General features: G+C 71.3%; 17 protein-coding genes. 12 read left to right on the top strand and 5 right to left on the bottom strand.

Annotated elements, in window-relative coordinates:
* The first annotated feature begins 45 nt into the window (after nt 1–45).
* From AMK10_RS24275 to AMK10_RS24285, 3 genes are all read left to right on the top strand, one after another.
* Nucleotides 46–1,875 carry an ABC transporter transmembrane domain-containing protein gene (locus AMK10_RS24275; RefSeq protein ID WP_073749998.1) on the top strand — a complete coding sequence of 610 codons (1,830 nt, stop codon included), beginning with the start codon at nt 46–48 and terminating at the stop codon, nt 1,873–1,875.
* Entirely contained in the window at nt 1,872–3,653 is a 1,782-nt protein-coding gene (locus AMK10_RS24280) for an ABC transporter ATP-binding protein (RefSeq protein WP_073749999.1), read from the top strand. The genes AMK10_RS24275 and AMK10_RS24280 overlap by 4 nt, the downstream gene beginning before the upstream one ends.
* A 142-nt stretch (nt 3,654–3,795) precedes the next feature.
* Nucleotides 3,796–5,157: an NAD(P)/FAD-dependent oxidoreductase gene (locus AMK10_RS24285; protein ID WP_073750000.1), complete on the top strand. Its 1,362-nt coding sequence runs from the start codon at nt 3,796–3,798 to the stop codon at nt 5,155–5,157.
* A gap of 85 nt (nt 5,158–5,242) precedes the next feature.
* Here the strand turns inward: AMK10_RS24285 and AMK10_RS24290 are convergent, their stop codons facing one another.
* Nucleotides 5,243–6,778, bottom strand: coding sequence for an ATP-dependent DNA ligase (locus AMK10_RS24290; protein ID WP_073750001.1), 1,536 nt, complete (start codon nt 6,776–6,778; stop codon nt 5,243–5,245).
* 53 nt (nt 6,779–6,831) lie between these two features.
* Nucleotides 6,832–7,623: a metal-dependent hydrolase gene (locus AMK10_RS24295; protein WP_073750002.1), complete on the bottom strand. Its 792-nt coding sequence runs from the start codon at nt 7,621–7,623 to the stop codon at nt 6,832–6,834.
* A 156-nt stretch (nt 7,624–7,779) separates the two neighbouring features.
* On the opposite strand from AMK10_RS24295, the gene AMK10_RS24300 reads away from it, so the two are divergent.
* Nucleotides 7,780–10,293 (top strand): DEAD/DEAH box helicase, encoded by a 2,514-nt coding sequence (locus tag AMK10_RS24300; protein WP_073750003.1) that lies wholly within the window; start codon nt 7,780–7,782, stop codon nt 10,291–10,293.
* 34 nt (nt 10,294–10,327) lie between these two features.
* On the top strand, nt 10,328–11,203 hold the full coding sequence (locus AMK10_RS24305; RefSeq protein ID WP_073750189.1) for an acyl-CoA thioesterase: 876 nt from the start codon (nt 10,328–10,330) through the stop codon (nt 11,201–11,203).
* A gap of 16 nt (nt 11,204–11,219) precedes the next feature.
* On the opposite strand, the gene AMK10_RS24310 is transcribed toward AMK10_RS24305, so the two are convergent.
* Complete coding sequence (locus tag AMK10_RS24310) at nt 11,220–11,447, bottom strand: DUF6011 domain-containing protein (RefSeq protein ID WP_073750004.1); 228 nt, start codon at nt 11,445–11,447, stop codon at nt 11,220–11,222.
* A 48-nt stretch (nt 11,448–11,495) separates the two neighbouring features.
* Between AMK10_RS24310 and AMK10_RS24315 the strand changes: the two genes are divergently transcribed.
* The 4 genes from AMK10_RS24315 (at nt 11,496) to AMK10_RS24330 (ending at nt 16,416) form a co-directional block, all read left to right on the top strand.
* Nucleotides 11,496–12,188: a hypothetical protein gene (locus AMK10_RS24315; RefSeq protein ID WP_073750005.1), complete on the top strand. Its 693-nt coding sequence runs from the start codon at nt 11,496–11,498 to the stop codon at nt 12,186–12,188.
* Nucleotides 12,189–12,365: 177 nt separating this feature from the next.
* Nucleotides 12,366–13,322, top strand: coding sequence for a DUF389 domain-containing protein (locus tag AMK10_RS24320; RefSeq protein WP_073750006.1), 957 nt, complete (start codon nt 12,366–12,368; stop codon nt 13,320–13,322).
* A 205-nt stretch (nt 13,323–13,527) separates the two neighbouring features.
* The gene (locus AMK10_RS24325) at nt 13,528–14,958 is read left to right on the top strand and encodes a DUF2252 domain-containing protein (RefSeq protein ID WP_073750007.1); all 1,431 of its coding nucleotides are present in this window, start codon (nt 13,528–13,530) and stop codon (nt 14,956–14,958) included.
* Between the two features lie 123 nt (nt 14,959–15,081).
* Nucleotides 15,082–16,416, top strand: coding sequence for a chloride channel protein (locus tag AMK10_RS24330; RefSeq protein ID WP_382567268.1), 1,335 nt, complete (start codon nt 15,082–15,084; stop codon nt 16,414–16,416).
* Here AMK10_RS24330 and AMK10_RS24335 read toward each other — a convergent pair.
* A complete protein-coding gene (locus AMK10_RS24335) occupies nt 16,373–16,804 on the bottom strand; it encodes a DUF7144 family membrane protein (protein ID WP_073750008.1) in 432 nt (143 codons plus the stop codon). The two genes, AMK10_RS24330 and AMK10_RS24335, sit on opposite strands and share 44 nt — an antisense overlap.
* Nucleotides 16,805–16,945: 141 nt before the next feature.
* On the opposite strand from AMK10_RS24335, the gene AMK10_RS24340 reads away from it, so the two are divergent.
* Genes AMK10_RS24340 through AMK10_RS24350 form a run of 3 tightly spaced genes read left to right on the top strand, consistent with a single transcriptional unit; the run spans nt 16,946 to nt 18,604 of the window.
* On the top strand, nt 16,946–17,512 hold the full coding sequence (locus tag AMK10_RS24340) for a helix-turn-helix domain-containing protein (protein ID WP_073750009.1): 567 nt from the start codon (nt 16,946–16,948) through the stop codon (nt 17,510–17,512).
* A gap of 20 nt (nt 17,513–17,532) precedes the next feature.
* Nucleotides 17,533–18,084, top strand: coding sequence for a GNAT family N-acetyltransferase (locus tag AMK10_RS24345; RefSeq protein WP_073750010.1), 552 nt, complete (start codon nt 17,533–17,535; stop codon nt 18,082–18,084).
* Between the two features lie 31 nt (nt 18,085–18,115).
* On the top strand, nt 18,116–18,604 hold the full coding sequence (locus AMK10_RS24350) for a glutathione peroxidase (RefSeq protein ID WP_073750011.1): 489 nt from the start codon (nt 18,116–18,118) through the stop codon (nt 18,602–18,604).
* 77 nt (nt 18,605–18,681) lie between these two features.
* Here the strand turns inward: AMK10_RS24350 and AMK10_RS24355 are convergent, their stop codons facing one another.
* The gene (locus AMK10_RS24355) at nt 18,682–19,908 is read right to left on the bottom strand and encodes an acyl-CoA dehydrogenase family protein (protein WP_073750012.1); all 1,227 of its coding nucleotides are present in this window, start codon (nt 19,906–19,908) and stop codon (nt 18,682–18,684) included.
* Between the last annotated feature and the right edge of the window lie 51 nt (nt 19,909–19,959).

A 19,959-nucleotide genomic window follows, 5' to 3' on the forward strand; every position in this document is an offset into this window, starting at 1 on the left:
CACGAGGTCCCTCTCGGGCCTCCGCCATCCGATCCTTGGGACGTCATGCAGATTCGCGATCTTCCGTTTTCGGATCCCGGCGACCCCGATGTCCGTTCAGGACCACGCTTTCTGTTCTGGCTCGGCCGCAGTCAGCTCACCGGTCAGCTCAAGTCCCTCGGCTGGGGGCTGCTCCACCACTGTGCGATCGCCGGTCTTCCGCTCGCGGTCGGGCTCGCGGTCCAGGCCGTCGTCGACCGTTCCGGCCGGGACCTCGTGCTGGCCGGCGGCCTGCTCGTCGTCCTCGGCGCCCTCATCTCCGTGGGCGACACCATGCTCCACCGCACCGCGGTCACCAACTGGATCACCGCGGCGGCGCGGGTGCAGCAGCTGCTCGCCCGCAGGACCGCCGAGCTCGGCTCGGCACTGACCCGCCGGGTCGCCGCCGGTGAAGTGGTCGCCGTGTCGACGGGCGACGTCGAGAAGATCGGCTGGTTCGTCGAGGCGCTGTCGCGCTTCGCCGCCGCCGCGACCGCGCTCGTGCTGATCTGCGTCGGGCTGGTCTTCTATCTGCCCTCGCTCGGCGTGCTCGTCGCCGTCGCCACCCCCGTCCTGGCCCTGGCCGTCCTTCCGCTGCTCCCCCGCGCCACCCGCCGGGCGGACCTCCAGCGTGAGAAGGCGGGCCGCGCCACCGAGCTGGCGTCCGACACCGTCGCCGGGCTCCGGGTGCTGCGCGGCATCGGCGGCGAGGAGCTGTTCCTCGGCCGCTACCGCCGCGCCTCCCAGGAGGTCCGCAAGGCCGCCGTCCGCAGTGCGCGGATGTGGGCCCTCATCTCGGCGATCCAGGTGCTGCTGCCTGGAATTCTGCTGATCTCGCTGGTCTGGTACGGGGCGACGCTCGCCCGGGACGGCCGGATCGAGATCGGCCAGCTGGTCACCGTGTACAGCGCGGCGACGCTGATGCTCTTCCCCCTGCGCAACGTGGAGGAGATCGCCATGGCGTACTCCTTCTCGCGCCCGTCCGCGCAGCGCGCGGTCCGGGTGCTCTCCCTGCGGCGCACCGTCCGCCCCTCGACGCTCGAAGCGGTCACGCCCCGGGGCGACCTGTACGACCCGGTGACGGGCCTGATGGCGCCGCAGGGCCGGTTCACCGCCGTGGTCTGCGGCGATCCAGACGAGGCGGGGCGGCTGGCGGAGCGGCTCGGCGGCCACGCCGAGCCCGACGAGGCGCCGGAGCCGGTCCCCTCGGTGCTGCTGGGCGGTGTGCCGCTGGACGAGCTGCCGCTCGACACCGCGCGGACCGCTGTGCTGGTGCAGGACAAGGACCCGGTGCTGCTCTCCGGCACGCTCCGGGAACTGCTGGACATGCCGTCCTCGGGCCACGTCACGGCCGAGGAGGCGCTGGCTGCGGCGCAGTGCGGTGATGTGCTGGCCGCGCTGGCGCAGGCATCCGTCGACGCCGACGGCGATCCCATGAACACGCGGATCACCGAACGCGGCAGATCCCTGTCCGGCGGGCAGCGGCAACGGCTCGCGCTGGCCCGTTCGCTGATCACCGACCCGGAGGTGCTGGTGCTCGACGAGCCGACGTCGGCGGTCGACTCCCACACGGAGGCCAGGGTCGCCGCCGGCATCCAGCGGCTGCGCGGCGGCCGTACGACGGTGGCGTTCGCCTCGTCCCCGTTGCTTCTGGACCTCGCCGACCGGGTCGTGCTCGTGCACGGCGGCACGGTCGTGGCGGCCGGCACGCACCGCGAACTGGTCCGGGACGAACCGCGCTACCGGGCGGTCGTCACCCGTGAGACCGATGACGAGACCGCGGCACGCGAGGAGTTCGCCGTGGTCGACGGCCTGCCGCCTGCCCGGGCGATCGAAGAAATCGAGGAGAGAGCATGATCGGCCTGGCCCCACCGGCGTACGACCCGGCCGCCCCCGAGTCGGCGACGACCCTGCCGGTCGGTACGCCGACGACCGTGCGGACCTATGTGCGCGCCCTGCTGCGGCGTCACCGGAGGCCGTTCGCGGTGCTCATCGCGGTCAACGCGATCGCTGTGATCGCGTCGATCACCGGCCCGTACCTCCTGGGCGGGCTGGTCGAGGACCTCTCCAACGGCGTCACCGATCTCCATCTGGAGCGCACCGCCGCCGTGTTCGCCCTGGCCCTGGTCGTGCAGACCGTGTTCACACGGACCATGCGGCTGCGCGGGGCCATGCTCGGCGAGGAGATGCTCGCCGATCTGCGTGAGGACTTCCTCGTACGGTCGGTCGGGCTGCCGCCAGGCGTCCTGGAGCGGGCCGGCACCGGGGACCTGCTGTCCAGGATCACGACGGACATCGACCGGCTGGCCAACGCGATGCGTGAGGCCGTGCCGCAGCTGGCGATCGGCGTGGTCTGGGCGGGGCTGCTCCTCGGCGCGCTCACCGTCACCGCCCCGCCCCTGGCGCTCGCCGCTCTGATCGCGGTTCCGGTGCTGGTCGTCGGCTGCCGCTGGTACTTCCGGCGGGCGCCCTCCGCGTACCGCTCGGAGGCGGCCGGCTATGCGGCGGTGGCCGCGGTGCTCGCCGAGACCGTGGACGCGGGGCGGACCGTGGAGGCCCACCGTCTGGGGGACCGCAGGGTCGCGCTGTCGGACCGGCGGGTGGAGCAGTGGACCGCCTGGGAGCGGTACACCCTGTTCCTGCGCTCCGTGCTCTTCCCCGTCATCAACACCACGTATGTGACGATCCTCGGCGCGGTGCTGCTCCTGGGCGGCTGGTTCGTGATGGAGGACTGGATCACGGTCGGCCAGCTGACGACGGGCGCGCTGCTGGCCCAGATGATGGTGGACCCCATCGGCCTGATCCTGCGCTGGTACGACGAACTCCAGGTCGCCCAGGTGTCGCTGGCCAGGCTCGTCGGCGTACGGGAGATCGAGCCGCACGCGGGTGACGAGGGCGTCGGACCCGAGGGCCGCGAGGTCCGGGCCGACGAGGTCCGCTTCGGCTACCGCGAGGGCGTCGACGTCCTGCACCAGGTGTCGCTGGACGTCGCCCCGGGGACTCGGCTGGCGCTGGTCGGTCCTTCGGGTGCGGGCAAGTCGACCCTGGGACGGCTCCTGGCCGGGATCTACGCTCCCCGGGCCGGTTCGGTGACCCTGGGAGGCGCGGAGCTGTCCCGGATGCCGGCGGAGCGGGTGCGCACCCATGTGGCCCTCGTCAACCAGGAGCACCACGTGTTCGTCGGCTCGCTCCGCGACAATCTCCTGCTCGCCCGTACGGACGCCGAGGACGCCGAGCTGTGGGCCTCGCTCGCGGCGGTGGACGCGGACGGCTGGGCGAAGGCGCTGGAGGAGGGCCTGGACACCGAGGTCGGCTCGGGCGGTCTGGCCCTCACCCCGGCGCAGGCGCAGCAGATCGCCCTGGCGCGGCTGGTCCTGGCGGACCCGCACACGCTGGTGCTGGACGAGGCGACGTCGCTGCTCGATCCCCGGGCGGCGCGTCATCTGGAGCGTTCGCTGGCCAAGGTGCTGGACGGCCGTACGGTCGTGGCGATCGCCCACCGGCTGCACACCGCGCACGACGCGGATGTCATCGCGGTCGTCGAGGACGGCCGGATCGCCGAACTGGGCAGCCATGACGAACTGGTGGCGGCGGACGGCGCCTACGCGGCTCTGTGGCGCTCCTGGCACGGGTGAGGGCCGCGTCGCCGCGTCGCACGCGCCGGGACCGCCGCACAAGAGGCGAAGTCGGTCCCCTCCGGTAAGGATATGGAGTGACTGGCCCCGGATACGGGGCAGGCGAGCGATGACCGCGTAGGACCGAGAAGGGACGCACACCGTGGCACGACCCAAAATTCTCGTCGTCGGCGCCGGCTTCGCCGGGGTCGAGTGCGTGCGCCGTCTGGAGCGCAGCCTCGTCCCCGGGGAGGCGGAGATCGCGCTCGTCACCCCGTTCTCCTACCAGCTCTACCTGCCACTGCTGCCCCAGGTCGCCTCCGGGGTACTGACCCCCCAGTCGGTCGCCGTCTCGCTGCGCCGTAGCCGGCGCCACCGCACCCGGATCGTGCCGGGCGGGGCCATCGGAGTGGACACGAAGGCGAAGGTCTGCGTGGTCCGCAAGATCACGGACGAGATCGTGAACGAGCCGTACGACTACCTCGTACTGGCCGCGGGAAGCGTCACCCGGACCTTCGACATCCCGGGGCTGCTCGACAACGCCCGGGGCATGAAGACGCTGGCCGAGGCGGCCTACATCCGGGACCACGTCATCTCCCAGCTCGACCTCGCCGACGCGAGCCACGACGAGGAGGAGCGGGCGTCCCGGCTGCAGTTCGTGGTGGTGGGAGGCGGCTACGCCGGTACGGAGACGGCCGCGTGCCTGCAACTGCTCACCACCAACGCCGTCAAGCACTACCCCCGGCTGGATCCCAAGCTGATCAAGTGGCATCTGATCGACATCGCGCCCAAGCTCATGCCGGAGCTCGGCGACAAGCTGGGCGCCAGCGCCCTGGAGATCCTGCGCAAGCGTGGCATCGAGGTCTCGCTCGGTGTCTCGGTGGCCGAGGCCGGACCGGACAAGGTGACCTTCACGGACGGCCGGGTGCTGCCCTGCCGGACGCTGATCTGGACCGCCGGGGTCGCGGCGAGCCCGCTCGTCGCGACGCTGGAGGCCGAGACCGTGCGGGGACGGCTGGCGGTGACCCCGGAGATGTCACTGCCCGGCGTGGACGGGGTGTTCGCCCTCGGCGACGCGGCGGCCGTGCCCGATCTGGCCAAGGGGGACGGTGCGATCTGCCCGCCCACCGCGCAGCACGCGATGCGTCAGGGCCGCGCGCTCGCCGACAACATCATCGCGCAGCTGCGCGGGCGCCCGCTCCAGCCGTACGTCCACAAGGACCTCGGGCTCGTCGTGGACCTGGGCGGCCGGGACGCGGTGTCCAAGCCGCTGGGCATCGAGCTCAGGGGCATGCCCGCCCAGGCCGCCGCGCGCGGCTACCACTGGGCGGCGCTGCGGACCAATGTCGCCAAGACCCGGGTCATGACGAACTGGCTGCTGAACGCGATCGCCGGTGACGACTTCGTGCGCACGGGGTTCCAGTCGCGCAAGCCGGCGACCCTGCGCGATTTCGAGTACACCGACGCCTATCTGACACCGGAGGAGCTCCGCGCCCACATCGCGGGCGTGGACCACCGCGGCTGATCCGGCCGCCCGGCTTCCCGGCCTCCGCCTCGCGGCGGGGGCCGGTGTCATGTCCGGTCGGCGAGCACCGTACCGACCGCCGGTGTCACGTCCGGCGGGACAGCACCGTCCCGACCGTGTCCGCTTCGTCGGCCCGTTTGTCCTCCCGGTAGCGCAGGACGCGGGCGAAGCGCAGGGTGACCCCCGCCGGGTAGCGGGTGGAGGTCTGCAGTCCGTCGTAGCCGATCTCGACCACGAGTTCCGGGCGGACGGTGACCACGTGCCCGTCGTCGCCGGTGGACAGCTCCCGCAGGCGCTCGGTCTGCCAGCTGAGCATCGCGTCCGTGAGCCCCTTGAAGGTCTTGCCGAGCATCGCGAACGTACCGTCCTCCCTGCGTGCGCCCAGGTGCAGGTTGGAGAGCTTCCCGGTGCGTCGGCCGTGGCCCCATTCGGCGGCCAGGACCACCAGGTCCAGGGTGTGTACGGGCTTCACCTTCAGCCAGGAGGCACCCCGCCGGCCCGCGCTGTACGCCGCCTCCGCGCCCTTGACCACCACCCCCTCGTGGCCGCGGGCCAGTGTCGCCTCGGCGAATTCCAGCGCGGCCGTGCGCTGCGCGTCGTCCCCGGGGTCCTCCACGGTGACGCGCCGGACGCGCATCGGTTCGGGCACCAGCCCGGCCAGTTCCCGGTGCCGCTCGGTGAGGGGGAGGTCGAGGAGTTCGCGTCCGTCGACGGACAGCACGTCGAAGAAGACGGGGACCACGGGTACGGCGTCCGCCGCGGTGACGACGTCACGCCGTGAGCCCACCCGGCCCGCCGTCTCCTGGAAGGGCCGGGGCCTCCCGTCGGGGCCGAGGGCGATCGCCTCGCCGTCGAGGACGAAGCGGCCGGCGGGAAAACCGGTCACCGCGGCGGCGAGCTCGGGGAGCCGGTCGCTGATGTCGTCGAGCGTGCGGGTGTAGACGCGCACGTGCGGCCCGTCCCGGTGCACCTGTACGCGGATGCCGTCCAGCTTCTCCTCGACGGCGCAGGGTCCCAGCCGGTCGATCGCCTCGGCCACCGAGCGGGCGGTGTGCGCCAGCATGGGCTGGACCGGCCGTCCGACGGTGAGCCGGAAGGACGCGAGAACTCCGGGGCCCTCGGCGAGCACCGCACGCGCGACGGGCGCGAGGGATCCGGCGAGCATGACCGCGCGCCGCACCTCGGGACGCGCCGCTCCCGCGGCATCGGCCAGGGCGTCGACCGCGACGGCGTCCAGCGCTCCCTGGCGCACCTCCCCGGTGAGCAGTCCGCGCAGGAAGTACTGCTCGTCCGCGGTGGCGGCGCCGAGCAGCCCGGCGAGGCGCTCCTTACGGGCGGACTGCGAGCCGGGGCCGGTCAGGGCCCCGATCGCGGTCAGCTCCGTGTGCGTCTCCACCACGGTCAGCGTGGGCTCCTCCGCGGGTGTCACCGGCACGCGCAGGGTGCTCCAGCCGATCCCGAGCCGCCCCTGCGGGAGGCGGCCGGCGAGATACGGGATGACGACCGGGACGTCGTCGGGGCCCGCCTCCCGGAAGAGCTCGGCCAGCAGGGCCGTCTTCCGGGTCCGGGCCGAGGTCGCGGCGACCTCCAGGGACACATGGGCGAGCCTGGCGAGCAGCATGCCGCCATGGTCCTACGGCTGCGTGCCCACCGCTCCCGGAGAGGTGCGGGGCGTCATATGACGTTGAGCGCCGCCGCCGCGCCGACTCCCCCGAGGATCATGAAGGCGGGCATCAGCACCTTGAGCTCGACCCAGCTGCCGGCCCGGAAGCGCATGGCCTTCGGCGGTCCCAGCGGGTACCAGCGCTTGCGGCCCAGCGGGATGGGCCACAGGATCGGGCAGCCCGAGACCGTCAGCGCGTCGCCGATGTCGTGGACGAGGGCGCCGAGCACGATCGGCAGACCGAGCCAGAGGTACTCCTGACCCGGCGCTTCGAACAGCCAGCTCGAACCGTTGCCCGGCTGGTCCAGCACACCGGCCAGGATCCAGGCGCTGGTCGCGCCGAGCAGCCATACGAGGACGTCGCTGGACACCCGCGCCGCCCGCCACAGGAGCCCCTCGACCGCGAGGACGAGGTGGACGAAGAGGATCGCCAGTACCGCCCAGCGGCCACCGGTGATCGCGGCGACGGAGGCGGCTCCGCCGATCAGCACGGCCCAGAGCCAGGTGTGCGTGAGGGTGCGGTGGCCGCCGGTCCTGCGGGGGTCGCCGGGCCCCTTGGTCGCCTTGTAGACGGCGTAGGAGAGTTTGTCGACGATCTCGCAGAGAGCCTTGGAGACGGGCCCGAAGGCACGCGAGATGGTCGCCGACTTGTGGTCGAGGTCCGGGGCGAGTGCCGCGCCGGCGGTGATCAGCGCCCCGACGACGAGGACGGGCCAGGGCATCGTGTGGCCCGCGGCTGCGGCCGCGGCACCCACCCCCAGCCAGGCCGCCGCCCCTGACAGAGAGTGTGCCGGTCCCATCATGGCTTTTCCCGCCCCCATCGTGGTTCGGCCGTGTGCTGCGGCCGGGCCGCCATTGTCTGTGCGAGGCGGCCGAGTTGAGTGGGCAGCGTATCGTCCGTGATCTTCACCCGGTCCTCCGGTTCCCTCATCCGGGCAGGAGGCAGGCAAGATGGGGGCGTGACCCTTATCGATCAGCTCCCCCCGACCGCCGACCCGGACGCCCTCTTCGAGTCCTTCTCCTCATGGACCGAATCGCAGGGCATCACCCTCTATCCGGCTCAGGAGGAGGCGCTGATCGAGGTGGTCTCCGGGGCGAACGTGATCCTCTCCACCCCCACGGGCTCCGGGAAGAGCCTGGTCGCGGCGGGTGCGCACTTCACCGCGCTGGCCCAGGACAAGGTCACGTTCTACACCGCCCCGATCAAGGCGCTGGTCTCGGAGAAGTTCTTCGACCTGTGCAAGCTCTTCGGCACGGAGAACGTCGGCATGCTGACCGGCGACGCCTCGGTCAACGCCGACGCCCCGGTCATCTGCTGCACCGCGGAGGTGCTGGCCTCGATCGCACTGCGCGACGGCAAGTACGCCGACATCGGCCAGGTCGTGATGGACGAGTTCCACTTCTACGCGGAGCCCGACCGCGGCTGGGCCTGGCAGATCCCGCTGCTGGAGCTCCCGCAGGCGCAGTTCGTGCTGATGTCCGCGACGCTCGGCGACGTCAAGATGTTCGAGGAGGACCTGACCCGCCGCACCGGCCGTCCGACCTCGGTCGTCCGTTCCGCGACCCGGCCCGTCCCGCTGAGCTACGAGTACCGGCTGACGCCGATCACCGAGACGCTCACCGAACTCCTGGACACCAGGCAGTCGCCCGTCTACATCGTGCACTTCACGCAGGCCGCCGCCGTCGAGCGGGCGCAGTCGCTGATGAGCATCAACATGTGCACGAAGGAGGAGAAGGAGAAGATCGCCGACCTGATCGGCAGCTTCCGCTTCACCACCAAGTTCGGCCAGAACCTCTCCCGCTACGTGCGGCACGGGATCGGGGTGCACCACGCGGGCATGCTCCCGAAGTACCGCCGTCTCGTCGAGAAGCTCGCGCAGGCGGGCCTGCTGAAGGTGATCTGCGGTACGGACACGCTGGGCGTCGGCGTCAACGTGCCCATCCGCACGGTGCTGTTCACCGCGCTCACCAAGTACGACGGCACCCGGGTGCGCACGCTGCGCGCCCGTGAGTTCCACCAGATCGCGGGCCGCGCGGGCCGGGCCGGGTTCGACACGGCGGGTTTCGTCGTCGCACAGGCCCCCGAGCACGTCATCGAGAACGAGAAGGCCGTCAAGAAGGCCGGCGACGACCCCAAGAAGAAGCGCAAGGTGGTCCGCAAGAAGGCCCCCGAGGGCTTCGTCGCCTGGTCGGAGACCACCTTCGACAAGCTGATCCAGTCCGAGCCCGAGCCGCTGACCTCACGCTTCCGGGTGACCCACACGATGCTGCTCTCGGTGATCGCCCGCCCGGGCAACGCGTTCGAGGCGATGCGGCATCTGCTGGAGGACAACCACGAGCCGCGCAGGGCCCAGTTGCGGCACATCCGCCGGGCCATCGCGATCTACCGCTCGCTGCTGGACGGCGGTGTGGTGGAGCAGCTCGACACGCCCGACGCGGAAGGCCGGATCGTGCGGCTCACGGTCGACCTCCAGCAGGACTTCGCGCTCAACCAGCCGCTGTCCACGTTCGCGCTGGCCGCCTTCGACCTGCTGGACGCCGAGTCCCCCTCGTACGCCCTGGACATGGTCTCCGTCGTCGAGTCGACGCTCGACGACCCCCGGCAGATCCTGGCCGCGCAGCAGAACAAGGCGCGGGGCGAGGCCGTCGGGCAGATGAAGGCGGACGGCGTCGAGTACGAGGAGCGGATGGAGCGGCTCCAGGAGGTCACGTATCCGAAGCCGCTGAGCGAGCTGCTCTGGCATGCGTACGACGTGTACCGCACGAGCCACCCGTGGGTCGGTGACCACCCGGTGTCGCCGAAGTCGGTGATCCGCGACATGTACGAACGGGCCATGACCTTCACGGAGTTCACCTCGAACTACGAGCTGGCCCGCACCGAGGGCATCGTGCTGCGCTATCTGGCGAGTGCGTACAAGGCGCTCGAGCACACCATCCCCGACGACCTGAAGTCCGAGGACCTGGAGGACCTGATCTCCTGGCTGGGCGAGATGGTCCGTCAGGTGGACTCCAGCCTGCTGGACGAGTGGGAGCAGCTGGCCAATCCGGAGGTGGAGACCGCGGAGCAGGCACAGGAGAAGGCCGACGAGGTCAAGCCGGTCACGGCCAACGCCCGCGCCTTCCGGGTCCTGGTGCGCAACGCGATGTTCCGCCGGGTGGAGCTGGCGGCGCTGGACCGCGTCCGCGACCTGGGCGAGCTGGACGCCGACGCGGGCTGGGACGAGGACGCGTGGGGCGAGGCCATGGACGACTACTGGGACGCGCACGAGGACCTGGGCACGGGCCCGGACGCGCGCGGCCCCAAGCTGCTGAAGATCGACGAGGACCCCGAGCACGGGCTGTGGCGGGTGTGGCAGGCCTTCGCCGACCCCGCGGGGGACCACGACTGGGGAATTCGTGCGGAGGTCGATCTCGCGGCCTCCGACGAGGAGGGCCGGGCTGTCGTCCGGGTCACGGCCGTGGGCCGGCTGTGACGGCGCACCGGCCAGGAGAGTGGAGAAGAACCGCATGACGAACCCCGCCGACAGCCTGGTCGATCTGCTCGACCTGGAGCGGATCGAGGTCAACATCTTCCGTGGCCGCAGCCCCGAGGAGTCCCTGCAACGGGTCTTCGGCGGGCAGGTCGCGGGCCAGGCCCTGGTCGCGGCCGGCCGCACCACCGACGGGGACCGTCCCGTCCATTCGCTGCACGCCTATTTCCTGCGTCCGGGACGGCCGGGCGTGCCGATCGTGTACGACGTGGAGCGGGTGAGGGACGGCCGTTCGTTCACCACGCGCCGGGTCACGGCCGTGCAGCAGGGCCGGACGATCTTCAATCTGACGGCGTCCTTCCACCGCCCCGAGGAGGCCGGCTTCGAGCACCAGCTGCCTCCCGCCCGTGTCGTCCCCGATCCGGAGGAGCTTCCGACGGTCGCCGACGAGGTGCGCGAGCACCTCGGCGGCCTGCCCGAGGCGCTGGAGCGGATGGCCAGGCGCCAGCCCTTCGACATCCGTTACGTCGACCGGCTGCGCTGGACACCGGACGAGGTCAAGGACGCCGACCCGCGCAGCGCTGTGTGGATGCGCGCGGTCGGCCCGCTGGGCGACGACCCGCTGGTGCACACCTGCGCGCTGACGTACGCGAGCGACATGACGCTGCTGGACGCGGTCCGCATCCCGGTGGAGCCGCTGTGGGGGCCGCGCGGCTTCGACATGGCCTCGCTGGACCACGCCATGTGGTTCCACCGGCCGTTCCGGGCGGACGAGTGGTTCCTGTACGACCAGGAGTCGCCGATCGCCACGGGTGGCCGTGGACTGGCGAGGGGGCGGATCTACGACCGCCAGGGGCAGTTGCTGGTGTCCGTGGTCCAGGAAGGGCTGTTCCGCCGGCTCGACGGCGCGTGACAGCCCCCGGGGCGAGTCAGATGCCCGGGAGCGGGTCCTGGTCCACCTCGTGACGGCGGGTCCGGATGCCGGGCCCCGGCGGATGCAGTTTGGCGTCGCAGGCGGGGCCGAGGCCGGCGCGGCGTGAGTCCGTGCCGGTGAGGGGCCGCCCGCACAGGGCGCAGCGCACCGGACGGCGGCCCGGGGGCGGGGCAGGCTCGGCCTGCGGCCCGGGAACGTCGGGAAAGGGCTCGGAGGACTCCACGGGGGAATCCTCTCAAGCCGGTACGACAATGACGAAGGAGACCGGCGGTTGAGCAGCTCGCTGAGGCTGGAGCCCGTTCCGCGGGACCCCGGAACGGCGGCCGGGGGTGCGGGCCCAGCTCCGGTGGCCCACCTGGTGCGGTGCGACGACGGCCAGGGGGCCGGCTCCGTGGTGGCGTACGTGGAACGCGACCTCCCGCCGGGCGGGATATCCGCCTACCGGGCGGCGCGGGGCAGCGGGGCGCGCTCCTTCGCGCTGTGGGCGGACGAGCGCCGTGAGAAGCGGCTGGCTTCCCTGGTGACCGTGTCGGCCGGCAGCGGGGTGGCGGTGTACCAGGTGCTGGGGGCGCACGGCGAACTCCTCGGCACCCTCGTGCGCGAGAAGGCCCTCAGGGGAAGGGGTCTGCGCACCCGTTGGACGGTGACTCCGGCGGGCGGCCCGGAGGCCGTGGGCTTCAAGGGCCGGATCCTCTGGTGGTTCGTGTGGTGGCTGCTGTCCCCCCTGCAGATCCTGATCATCGTGCTGAGCCTGCTCAGCGGTGACGGGGACGCGGCACGCGGGCCCCGGCGCGTCGTGTGGCGTGCGGGCAAGGACGTCCCGCTGGAGTTCAGGTCGAAGGGTGATGCCCTGCATGTGCACGCGCCCGGTCACGACCCGCGCCTGGGTGCGGCGCTGGTGGCCGTGATGCGTACGTTCGACAGCTGGCTGCTCGGCAGGGAGTGGGACGACCGGAAGGAGTGAGTGCCGGTCCCGTCAGCGGCCGGGAGCCTTCGAAACCGGCGCACCGGCGTGCCCGTCGCCCGCCGGACCGTGTGCCGCTGTGGGAGGGTATCGGTCCATGACCGCCCGATTCACGGCATACGTCCCCGGAAGCCACCTCCCCGCGGACGCCTCCTCGCAGCCCCGGGGAGGCACCGCATGGACATGATCCATATCCGCGCGGTCAGCCCGCCGGACCTCACCGAGCGCGTCGAGCGGTTCCTCGCCGACACCCCGTACGTCCTGAACCTGATCGTGCAGCGGGGTGCCGCGCGCCGTCCCGACGGCGACTCCATCGGGTGCGACGTGCTGGCGGGTGCCGCGAACGAGGTCCTGCGCGGACTGCGACTGCTCCAGGTCGACGTGCGCGGATCCGTCGTCATCGAGCCGGTCGACATGGCGTTCCCGGGGCGGGTCTCGGACGCCGCGGCGCGCAGACTCGGGGCACTCGCCAACGCCCCGGTCTGGGAACAGGTGGAGGCCCGCATCCGGTCCGGAGGGAGGTACGCGCCGAGCTTCTACCTCTACCTGGTCGCCGCGGGACTGATCGGCTCGGTCGGCATCGTCACCAACTCCCAGATCCTGATCGTCGGAGCGATGGTCGTAGGCCCCGAGTACGGGGCGATCGTCGCCGTGGCCCTGGGCATCGACCAGAGGAACCGGACGATGGTCCGGACGGGACTGACCGCGCTCGGCGCGGGCCTCCTGCTGACGATCGTGGTCACCTTCCTCTTCAGCCTGCTCATCCGCGGATTCGGCTTTCAGTCGGAGGCGTTCGACCGGGGACTGCGGCCGGTCTCCAACCTGATCAACACCCCCAACTTCTTCTCCTTCGCCGTCGCGGGGCTGGCCGGTGTCGTCGGCATCGTGTCGCTGACCGAGGCGCGCACGAGCGCCCTGCTCGGGGTGTTCATCTCCGTCACGACCATTCCGGCGGCCGCGGCGATCAGCGTCTCCACCGCCTTCTCCAGCTGGTCCGAGGCATGGGGGTCCCTCCTCCAGCTCCTGGTCAACATCGTGGTGCTCATCTTCGTGGGCGCGGGGGCGCTCCGGTTCCAGCGGGCGATCTGGCACCGGGTGGGCCGGAACCAGGCGCGGGCCGACGGACGGGCCTGAGACCACGGCCCGTACCTCCGGGAGCCGGACCCGCCGGCGTGGGCGCCGACCGGGAACCACGCTCGCGGGGCCGCACGCCGCGGGGACCGGACCCACCGGGCCGCGCGCCGACCGGGAACCGCACCGAGCGGCCGGATCCAGCCGGGCCCGCGATGATGGGAGACAGGCCGCCCGCACCGTCCCGCCCGCAGCCAGGAGGTCGGTCATGCCCAAGGAACGCACCTCACCGCTCCGCGCCGTACCGGGCGCGACGCCGCAGGAACGGGCCGCGCTCGGCAGGGCGGCGCGCAAACGGGCCCCCCGGTCCAGCCATCGCGCGTACGAGCCGCCGTCGGACCGGCCCGATCCACTGGCCCTCCTGGAGGCCCAGTCCGCGGCCAGGGTGCCGGAGCTCGTACCGATCCGGTACGGGCGGATGACGGAGTCGCCGTTCCGCTTCTACCGGGGCGCCGCGGCGATCATGGCATCCGACCTGGCCGGGACACCTCGGTCCGGGCTGAGGGCCCAGCTGTGCGGTGACGCCCATCTGCTGAACTTCAGGCTGCTCGCCTCCCCCGAGCGCAACCTGCTGTTCGACATCAACGACTTCGACGAGACCCTGCCGGGGCCCTGGGAATGGGACGTCAAGCGGCTGGCCGCCAGTCTCGTGATCGCCGGGCGCGCCAACGGCTTCACGGACAAGGAGCGGGCCCGCATCGTGCGGGCGACCGTGCGGTCGTACCGGGAGTCGATGATCCGGTTCGCGGAGATGCGCAATCTCGACGTCTGGTACACGAAGACGGATGAGGCCCGCCTCAGGACCGTGGCCGGCGACAGGCTCGCCGCCAGGGGCCGCAAGCGTGTGGCGAGCGCGGTGACCAAGGCCCGCTCCCGGGACAGCCTCCAGGCGTTCGCCAAGCTCACCGAGGAGTCGGGCGGGCGGTTCCGGATCGCCGCCGATCCACCGCTGATCGTGCCGCTCGCGGATCTGCTGACGGGCGGGGAGCTCCACGCGACGGAGGACCGTCTCCACGAGCTGATCCGGAGCTACGGCCGCAGCCTTCCCACCGACCGCAGGGCCCTGCTCGCCGACTACCGGCCCGTGGACATGGCCCGCAAGGTCGTGGGCGTGGGCAGCGTCGGGACGCGCTGCTGGATCATTCTCCTGCTGGGCAGGGACGGCGGGGACCCGCTCTTCCTCCAGGCCAAGGAGGCGGACACCTCGGTACTGGCGCCGCACGCGGGGGCGAGCACCTACCGCAACCAGGGTCAGCGGGTGGTGGCCGGCCAGCGTCTGATGCAGGCGGCCGGCGACATCTTCCTGGGCTGGGAGCGGGTGGACGGTCTGGACGGCAGGCAGAGGGACTTCTACGTGCGCCAGCTGCGCGACTGGAAGGGCATCGCCGAACCGGAGCTGATGGTGCCGCGCGGCATGGCCGCCTTCGGAGAGCTGTGCGGGTCGACACTGGCCCGTGCGCACGCCCGGTCAGGTGACCGCATCGCCATCGCGGCGTATCTCGGCCGGAGCGACGTCTTCGACCGGGCGCTGGAGACGTTCGCCGAGCGGTACGCCGACCAGAACGAGAGGGATCACCAGGCCCTGGTCGACGCGGTCGCGGCGGGCCGTCTTTCGGCGGCCGAGGAGGAGCGGAGGTAGCGGGCGCGGATTCGCCTCACCTCAACAGCGGGTGCATCACGGACATAACCGAACATCGTGGTATCACCGTGTGGACCCCGGGCGGGCGTTACGCCCCGCGCGGGACCCGACACCGAGGAGACCATGACCATGGCCGAACCGGCCGGAACGCCCGGCACGGGCTCGCCCGATCCGCTCACGGTGATCCGCAGCCGGAGTTACGCGGTGCTGCTGATCATGGTGGCGGCGCTCGGAGTCCCCATCTCCGCCGCGGCGTTCGGCTTCCTGGCGCTCATCCACGAGGTCGAGTCCCTGACCTACGAGGACCTCCCCCGCGCACTGGGCTTCGACGGCACGCCGTCCTGGTGGCCGGTGCCGCTGCTGGCGGTGTCGGGCCTGCTGACCGCGCTGGCCATCCGTCACCTTCCCGGAACGGGCGGGCACAAGCCGGCCGAGGGCTTCGTGAACTCGGGACCTCCGACGGCCGCGGAACTCCCGGGGGTCGCCCTCGCCGCCCTGGCGTCCCTCGCGCTCGGTGCGGTCCTCGGCCCCGAGGCACCTCTGATCGCCATCGGCGGCGGACTGGCCGCGTACGCCGCACGTCTGCTCAAGCCGGGCATCGAACCGCGTGCGAGCGCCATGGTGGCGGCGGCGGGAAGCTTCGCCGCCGTCAGCACCCTGCTGGGATCACCGCTCCTGGGCGCGTTCCTGCTGATGGAGGCGTCGGGCCTCGCCGGGATGACGCTCGGCCTCGTACTCGTACCGGGGCTGCTCGCCTCGGGCATCGGCTCGCTGATCTTCATCGGCCTGGGCTCGTGGACCGGCCTGGGGACGTACTCCCTGACGCTCCCCGACGTGCCGCACACCCCCGATCCGACCTTCGCGGAATTCGGCTGGGCCATCGCGCTCGGGGCGGCGGCGGCCGTCATGGGCATCGGCATCAAGCGGCTCTCCCTGGCCCTTCAGGAACGGGTCGAGCAGCGCAGGGTGATCACGACGGTGGTGATGGGTCTGACGGTCGGTGTGCTCGCGCTCCTCTATGCCGAGAGCACGGGGCGGAACGCGTCCGAGGTGCTGTACTCGGGCCAGAACGACCTGGGCAAGCTGCTCAACGAGGACGCGACGTACGCGGTCGGAACCCTGCTCGTTCTGATCGTCTGCAAGGCCTTCGCGTACTCCGCGTCCCTGGGCGCCTTCAGAGGCGGCCCGATCTTTCCCGCGATGTTCTTGGGGGCGGCGGGCGGGCTGGCGCTCTCGCACCTGCCCGGCCTCAATGCCACCTCGGGTTTCGCGATGGGAATCGGTGCGATGTGCGTGGCGATGCTCCGGCTGCCGATGACATCGGTGCTGCTGGCCACGCTGCTGCTGGGATCCGAGGGCATCACCGTGATGCCGCTCGTGATCGTCTCCGTGGTGGTCTCCTACGTCCTCGTACTCAGGCTCGAACGTCCTTCTGCGGCGAGCACAGCGCCCAGATGACGAAGACGTTGATCGCGATGAGGACGATGGACCAGAACGGGTAGTACGGGAGCCACAGGAAGTTGGCCAGCGCGAGGAGCCCGGCGAGCAGAACGCCGACGAAGCGCGCCCAGAGGGCTCCGCTGAAGAGGGCGACGCCGGCGACCACGACGACGATGCCCAGGATGAGGTGCACCCAGCCCCAGCCGGTCAGGCTGAACTGGAACACGTAGTTGTCCGTCGAGACGAACAGGTCGTCCTTGGCGATGGCGGCGATCCCTTCGAAGATCGCCATGGCCCCGCCGAAGATCATCATCACAGCGGCGAAAACGGTCCAGCCGGACGCGGCGGTCTTGCGCCCTCCGGCCGAACCGTGCCCCGTCCGCGTATCACTCGCACTTCCAGCCATGTCGGCCTCCTAAACGCTGTCACTGAGGGACATAAGCCGCCATACGACTTATTTGCCCTTTATCAGACTTGCACGTTGCCACTCGGTCGGCACACGGGGCACCGGAACGCGATGTCTCAAAAAAGAGATACAGTCCCTGATATGAGAGAAGAAGGCAGCGTCGACGACCGCCTCGCGGCCCGGCTGGGCATGCTCCGCACCGAACGCGGCTGGTCGCTGGACGAACTGGCCGGACGGTCGGGGGTGAGCCGCTCGACGCTGTCACGGCTGGAGCGCGGCGAGCTGAGCCCGACCACCACCGTGCTCGGCCAGCTCTGCACGGTGTACGGGCGGACGATGTCCCGGCTGCTGATGGAGGTGGAGGCGGAGCCGCCGCAGCTCGTTCCTGCCGGGCTTCAGCAGGTCTGGCGGGACGAGCGGACCGGTTTCGTACGCCGCTCGGTCTCACCGCCGCACGCCGGGCTGCGTGCCGAACTCATCGAAGGCACGCTCGACGCCGGCGCCGTCGTCTCGTACGAGAACGCGCCCGTCCCCGGGGTGGAGCAGCACATCTGGGTGCTCGAAGGCTCCGTCGAGATCACCGTCGACGGCACGGTGCACACCGTGCGCCAAGGCGACTGCCTGCGCTTCCGGCTGCGCGGCCCCTCGAACTTCCACTGCCCGGGCCCGGAGAGGGTCCGCTACGCACTGATCATCGTCCTGCCGTGAATGTGAAAGGACCCATACCCATGACCGAGATCGCCCTGGTGTCCGGCCCCGAACTGGTCACCTACGCCGATGAACTCGCCGCCGTGCTGATCGAGTCCGTGGAGGGCGGGGCCTCGGTGGGCTTCCTGGCGCCGGTGGACCGCGCCGACGCCGCCGTCTGGTGGCGGGAGCGGGCCGCCTCGGTCGAGGCGGGGAGCCACCGGGTCTGGATCGCCCGCGACGACGAAGGGGTGGTGGGCACGATCGGCCTGGTCAAGGCCCCCCTGCCCAACGCCCGCCATCGCGCGGAGGTCGCCAAACTCATCGTCAGACCCTCGGCACGGGGCCGGGGAGTCGGCCGCGCCCTGCTCAGGGCCGTCGAGGAGTGGGCGGCCGAGGAGGGGCTGACGCTGCTCGTCCTGGACACCGAGACGGACAGCGTCGCGGAGCGGCTCTACCGCTCGGCGGGGTGGATCCGGTGCGGCTCCATCCCCTGGTACGCGGCGGACCCCTCCGGGACGCTCAAGGGCACGACGCTCTACTACAAGGCACTCGGCCGCCTCTCCGCCTCCGGCGGGGGCGCGTCACAATGAGAGCGACGCCACGCAACCGAGGAGTTCCCGCATGACACTGCACGACATCCCGCTCCGCACCCTCACCGGTGAGCCGACGACGCTGGGGGCCTACGAGGGCTCGGCGGTCCTGCTGGTGAACGTCGCGTCCAAGTGCGGCCTCACTCCGCAGTACGCGGGCCTGGAGCGACTCCAGAAGGAGTACGGGGACCGCGGGTTCACCGTTCTCGGAGTCCCCTGCAACCAGTTCGCGGGCCAGGAGCCCGGCAGCGCGGAGGAGATCCAGACGTTCTGCTCGACGACGTACGGCGTCAGCTTCCCGCTCCTGGAGAAGATCGACGTCAACGGCGACGGCCGGCACCCGCTGTACGCGGAGCTGACCAAGGTCAGCGACTCCGAGGGCGCCGCCGGTGACGTCCAGTGGAACTTCGAGAAGTTCCTCATCTCCCCCGCCGGCGAGCCCGTCGCCCGGATCCGCCCCCGGACCGAGCCCGAGGCCCCGGAGGTCGTGGCCGCCATCGAGGCTCAGCTGCCGCGGTAGCAGCGGACGGCGGGACACGCGGACGGGGCCGGACCGAGTGACGGTCCGGCCCCGCTCACGCGTGTGCGCAGGAGGCCCTAGCGAATCGGCATACCGGACAGGGTGCGGGCGATCACCAGGCGCTGAATCTCGCTCGTGCCCTCGAAGATGGTGTAGATCGCGGCGTCCCGGTGCATGCGCTCGACCGGGTACTCACGGGTGAAGCCGTTGCCGCCGAGGATCTGCACGGCCTGGGCGGTCACCGACTTCGCCGTCTCGCTCGCGTAGAGCTTCGACATCGAGCCCTCGGCCGCGGTGAACGGCTTGCCGGCGCTCGCCATCCAGGAGGCGCGCCAGACGAGGAGCCGCGCCGCGTCGATCTGCGTACGCATGTCGGCCAGCTGGAAGGCGACGCCCTGGTTGTCGATGATCGGGCGGCCGAACTGGCTCCGGGTCTTGGCGTAGTCGAGGGCGACCTCGTAGGCGGCGCGTGCGGTGCCGACCGCCATGGCACCCACGGCGGGGCGGGATGCCTCGAAGGTGGCCATCGCCGCGTTCTTCACACGCTCCCCGCCGGACTTGGCGCGCTCGCGGGCCCGGGCGAGGCGCTCGTCCAGCTTCTCCTTGCCGCCGAGCAGGCAGTGGCCGGGGATACGGACGTCCTCCAGGACGACCTCGGCCGTGTGGGAGGCACGGATGCCGTGCTTCTTGAACTTCTGCCCCTGCGAGAGTCCCGGGGTGGCCGGCGGCACGATGAAGGAGGCGTGCCCCTTCGAGCCCAGCTCCGGGTCCACGACGGCGACGACGACGTGGACGTTGGCGATGCCGCCGTTGGTCGCCCAGGTCTTGGTGCCGTTGAGCACCCACTCGTCCTTGGCCTCGTCGTACACCGCGCGGGTGCGCATCGACGCCACGTCCGAGCCGGCGTCCGGCTCGGAGGAGCAGAAGGCGGCGACCTTCACGTCGGAGGCGTCGCCGTACATCTGGGGGATCCAGGTGCCGATCTGCTCCTCGGTGCCGTTGGCGAGGACGCCGACGGCCGCAAGACCGGTGCCGACGATCGACAGCGCGATGCCCGCGTCACCCCAGAAGAGCTCCTCCATCGCCATGGGGATGCCCAGGCCCGTGGGGTCGAAGAACTGCTGGGCGTAGAAGTCGAGGGAGTAGATGCCGACCTTGGCCGCTTCCTGGATGACGGGCCAGGGCGTTTCCTCACGCTCGTCCCACTCCGAAGCCGCCGGCCGGATCACATCGGCGGCGAATCCGTGCAGCCAGTCACGGACCTGCTTCTGGTCGTCGTTGAGCTCGAGCGTGAACTCGGCCATTTTCCCTCCACGTACGTATGGATAAACCCGTTACTAGCGGTAACAACAGTC

This window comes from Streptomyces sp. CB02058, from assembly GCF_001905505.1.
Taxonomy (GTDB): domain Bacteria; phylum Actinomycetota; class Actinomycetes; order Streptomycetales; family Streptomycetaceae; genus Streptomyces.

Coding starts and splice junctions, on each gene's coding strand:
- AMK10_RS24345 (WP_073750010.1), top strand. CDS start 17,533: ATGACCGAGATCGCCCTGGTGTCCGGCCCCGAACTGGTCACCTACGCC.
- AMK10_RS24275 (WP_073749998.1), top strand. CDS start 46: ATGCAGATTCGCGATCTTCCGTTTTCGGATCCCGGCGACCCCGATGTC.
- AMK10_RS24295 (WP_073750002.1), bottom strand. CDS start 7,623: ATGATGGGACCGGCACACTCTCTGTCAGGGGCGGCGGCCTGGCTGGGG.
- AMK10_RS24340 (WP_073750009.1), top strand. CDS start 16,946: ATGAGAGAAGAAGGCAGCGTCGACGACCGCCTCGCGGCCCGGCTGGGC.
- AMK10_RS24290 (WP_073750001.1), bottom strand. CDS start 6,778: ATGCTGCTCGCCAGGCTCGCCCATGTGTCCCTGGAGGTCGCCGCGACC.
- AMK10_RS24350 (WP_073750011.1), top strand. CDS start 18,116: ATGACACTGCACGACATCCCGCTCCGCACCCTCACCGGTGAGCCGACG.
- AMK10_RS24320 (WP_073750006.1), top strand. CDS start 12,366: ATGGACATGATCCATATCCGCGCGGTCAGCCCGCCGGACCTCACCGAG.
- AMK10_RS24335 (WP_073750008.1), bottom strand. CDS start 16,804: ATGGCTGGAAGTGCGAGTGATACGCGGACGGGGCACGGTTCGGCCGGA.
- AMK10_RS24280 (WP_073749999.1), top strand. CDS start 1,872: ATGATCGGCCTGGCCCCACCGGCGTACGACCCGGCCGCCCCCGAGTCG.
- AMK10_RS24305 (WP_073750189.1), top strand. CDS start 10,328: ATGACGAACCCCGCCGACAGCCTGGTCGATCTGCTCGACCTGGAGCGG.
- AMK10_RS24330 (WP_382567268.1), top strand. CDS start 15,082: ATGACCATGGCCGAACCGGCCGGAACGCCCGGCACGGGCTCGCCCGAT.
- AMK10_RS24355 (WP_073750012.1), bottom strand. CDS start 19,908: ATGGCCGAGTTCACGCTCGAGCTCAACGACGACCAGAAGCAGGTCCGT.
- AMK10_RS24325 (WP_073750007.1), top strand. CDS start 13,528: ATGCCCAAGGAACGCACCTCACCGCTCCGCGCCGTACCGGGCGCGACG.